Source organism: Streptomyces sp. NTH33 (genome assembly GCF_003236365.1).
Classification (GTDB): Bacteria; Actinomycetota; Actinomycetes; order Streptomycetales; family Streptomycetaceae; genus Streptomyces.
In genome coordinates this window covers 1-3408 of record NZ_POTZ01000607.1, presented here as the reverse complement: position 1 = coordinate 3408, position 3408 = coordinate 1, and the positions used below count along the sequence as shown (strand labels likewise).

General features: G+C 70.1%; 4 protein-coding genes. 1 reads left to right on the top strand and 3 read right to left on the bottom strand.

The genetic code is table 11. The features are described from left to right. From C1I97_RS33715 to C1I97_RS33705, 3 genes are all read right to left on the bottom strand, one after another. Positions 1-599: phosphatase PAP2 family protein (locus tag C1I97_RS33715; protein WP_111006816.1), on the bottom strand; the 599-nt coding region annotated here is incomplete at its 3' end. Between the two features lie 200 nt (positions 600-799). Then, complete coding sequence (locus C1I97_RS33710) at positions 800-1801, bottom strand: C40 family peptidase (protein WP_111006817.1); 1002 nt, start codon at positions 1799-1801, stop codon at positions 800-802. Between the two features lie 140 nt (positions 1802-1941). Continuing rightward, positions 1942-2679, bottom strand: coding sequence for a trypsin-like serine peptidase (locus C1I97_RS33705; protein ID WP_441349184.1), 738 nt, complete (start codon positions 2677-2679; stop codon positions 1942-1944). 345 nt (positions 2680-3024) lie between these two features. Here C1I97_RS33705 and C1I97_RS33700 point away from each other — a divergent pair, with 345 nt between their 5' ends. Then, complete coding sequence (locus tag C1I97_RS33700; RefSeq protein WP_100569130.1) at positions 3025-3333, top strand: hypothetical protein; 309 nt, start codon at positions 3025-3027, stop codon at positions 3331-3333. Positions 3334-3408: the final 75 nt, after the last annotated feature.

Genomic DNA, 3408 nt, shown 5'->3' with positions numbered 1-3408 from the left:
CCCCACGCCGACCCCTCGACCGCCCTCAGCAGCGGCGTGAGCAGTGCCATGGCCAAGGGAGACAGCAGCAGCGCGACAGCCGTGCCCAGCGCGAACCCGCCCACGACGTCCGTCGGATAGTGCACGCCCATGTACACCCGGCAGAACCCCTCGAGCAGCGCCAGCCCTATGCCCACCAGACCGAACCGCCGGTTGGCGACGAACAGCGCGACCCCCATCGCCATGGTGATCGCCGCGTGGTCGCTCACGAACGAGTAGTCGGTCTTCCCGGACACCAGGACCTCCAGCCCCTGATGGTCCAGGAACGGCCGGGGCCGCTTCACGAACCCCCGTATCGGCACGTTCACCAGCACCGCGAGGCCCGCCGCGAGCGGCACCCACACCAGCGCGGCCACGGACGACGCCGCCTCCGCACCGCCCCGGCGCCGCACCGACCACCAGCACCACACCACGAGCAGCACCATGGCGAGCAGCAGCCCGTACTCGCCGACGTACTCCATGACCCGGTCGAACCAGCGCGGCGCGTCCTTGGCCAGCCCGTTGATGTCGTAGAGCAGGTCGACGTCAGGGTTCGACCCGGATTCGGCGAGTCCAGCCATGGCGCTGCGGCCCCTTCGTCGTGTCGTTCCGGGCGCACCCTGTGTACGCCGCTCCTGCCCACCCCCGTGGTTGTAGATCAGCTACGCCAACAGCAACGCACGACCCCGGCCGATCCGTTCCGTCCTCCACCGAACGATCACGCAGACGTTATCGAAGAGAGACTCGTCACAGCAGCTCAGGAGGTAGGTCCGCAGGCCGTTCACACGGAGGTGGGGAGCGCTTTCGCGCCGTCTTCGGTGACCCTGGTGGCCCCGAAGTAGTCCGGCGTGTCGATGGGGTCGAACCGGATCACCGCACCCGGCCTCGGCGCGTCGATCATGTACCCGCCGCCGACGTAGATACCCACGTGCCGGATGGCCCGCGAATTGGCCGGGTCGTCGGAGAAGAACACCAGGTCGCCCGGCAGCAGCTCGTCCCGCTTGGGGTGCGGACCGGCGTTGTACTGGTCGTTGGCGACCCGCGGCAGGGTGATCCCCACACTCTCGTACGCCGCCTTGGTCAGCCCCGAGCAGTCGAACCGCCCGCCCTGGTCGGCGGTGCCGTTCCCGCCCCACAGATAGGGCGTGCCGAGCTTGCCCTGCGCGTAGGAGATGGCCGCGGCGGCCTGCTTGGAGGGATCGACGCGCCTGACGGGCGCGGCGAAGCTCTTCTCCAGGGTCGTGATGGTCTTCACGTAGTTCCTGGTCTCCGCGTACGGCGGCACACCCCGGTACTTGATGACGGCGTACGCGCCCGCGTTGTAGGCCGCGAGCATGTTGTGCGTCGGGTTCCCGGGCACGTCCTTGACGTACCGGGCGAGCTCGCAGTCGTAGGACGCGGCCGACGGAATCGCGTCGTCCGGGTCCCAGACGTCGCGCTTGCCGTCGCCGTTGCCGTCGATGCCGTGCGTGGCCCAGGTGCCCGGGATGAACTGCGCTATCCCCTGCGCCGCGGCGGGACTCCGGGCGTTCGGGTTGAACCCGCTCTCCTGGTACAGCTGCGCGGCCAGCAGCGCGGGGTTGATGGCGGAGCAGAGAGTGCCCCACTTCTGCACGAGGGAGTGGTACGCGGCCGGCACCGCGCCCCTGGCGAGTCCCACGGCTCCGCCGCCCGCCCCGCCCGCGGGGCTCCCGGCGACGACGTACACGCCGACGACGAGCAGCACGACGAAGCCGAACGCGGTGCCGACGGCGGTGATCGCAACGATCCATGCCTTACGCACCGTCAACCGCCCCTCGCCGCCCGGGAGTCCACCGCCGACAGTCTAGAGGCGCCCTCCGTGCTTTTGGAGTGATCACACACAGGGCGCAGGGCAGCACGGCGGCCGCCCGCCGTGCGACCCCGCCCCGGGCCGGGTGCGGATCAGGGATCGGCGGCCGCGTCCTTGTACAGCCTCGCCGCCGCGGCCCCGAAGACCACGCTGTACGACCTGTTCGCCGTCGAACCGCCCTGCTCGTGCCCGCCCAGCACCCCGACGACCTGCCGGTCGCCGTTGACCCACGGGCTGCCGCTGGTGCCGCCGGTGAACTCCGGGCAGTCGATGCGCTGCTGGCCGCCGCTGTGGGCGTGCGGCCTGTTGGTGCAGCTGATGGGCACCTCGCGCGCGTCCGGATAGCCGGTGACGGTGACCGCGGTCGCCCCGGTCGCCGTCCCCGTGACGAAGCGGTTGGCGCCGACGACGTCCTCGATCTCCTTGCCGCCCCGCGGGGCGAGCACGGCGAAGGCCATGTCGCTGTCCTCGTCCTGGCCCTTGGACCAGCCGTCGGGCAGGAAACGCCTCTTGACCGTCCACACCCCGTACGGCGCCCGCCCGTCCCGGTAGCCCGGCACGAACACCAGGTCGCCGCCGCCGCTCAGACAGTGGGCGGCGGTCAGGACCAGGTTGCGGTTCGGGCTGTGCACCACGGAGGCCGTGCAGAAGTGGTTGCCCGTCAGGCCGCCGGCCTTGTCCGCACCGGCCAGCACCCCGACCCGGGCACCCTGCGGGGACTTCGGGGTGACGGCGGTCACCCCGAGCGCGCCGGGCCCGTCGGCGGCGGCCGCGGCGGAGACCGAGGTGACGGCCAGCAGCGCCAGGGCGGCGAACAAGGTGTGCTTCACCAAGCCCACCGTACTGGCCGACACCGCCCCGCGCCCGCCCGCACCGAACGGACAGCGGGACCGCGGCCCGCCGACGTGAGACCATCGGAACGGCCCCACACCCGACTGGCCGTCAAAAGCCATGAGGAACAGCGAAGAACGTCAACGACGGGACCACACGACAGGTTCCGCTCGGACTTCATTGCCCGGCGTGACCTGCCGTGATACACAGAGTGACGATACATGCCAAACCCATAAGGCAATAGCGTCAAGTCGACTTCGCCGGCGTGATTGTCGGTGACAATGACCCTGACCTCTGCACGAGGACAGGGGACATGGAACTACCCAACAGGGGCGGTGACTTACATGCTCTTTGCGGCCGACAAGGGAGACATCAACACCATCATCGGCGGGATCGCTCCGAACTGGGGCCCCTTCGGCAGCCTGGGCAACGAGGCCAAGGTGATGATCGAGGTGGTGATGGCCGTCGCCATCCTGCTCTGCCTCGGCATCGCCATCTGGGGCGCCGCCAAGCAGCGCATCGGTGCCACGGCCCTGCGCGACACGTTCAGCGCCGAACAAGGCAAGGGGCTGATCATCGCCGGTCTGACAGGGGTGTTCATCATCGGCTCGCTCGGCACGCTCTTCACCATCGTGTACGGCATGGCCGTGTAACCGGCGCACACCCGCGCATGCCGCGCACGGTGCCCCGTCCGCGCCGCAAGCCAGACCCTCCGGGCGCGCCCGGAG

Bases quoted from the DNA above. Each gene is read 5' to 3' on its own strand.
- C1I97_RS33700 (WP_100569130.1), top strand. From the start codon at position 3,025: ATGCTCTTTGCGGCCGACAAGGGAGACATCAACACCATCATCGGCGGG.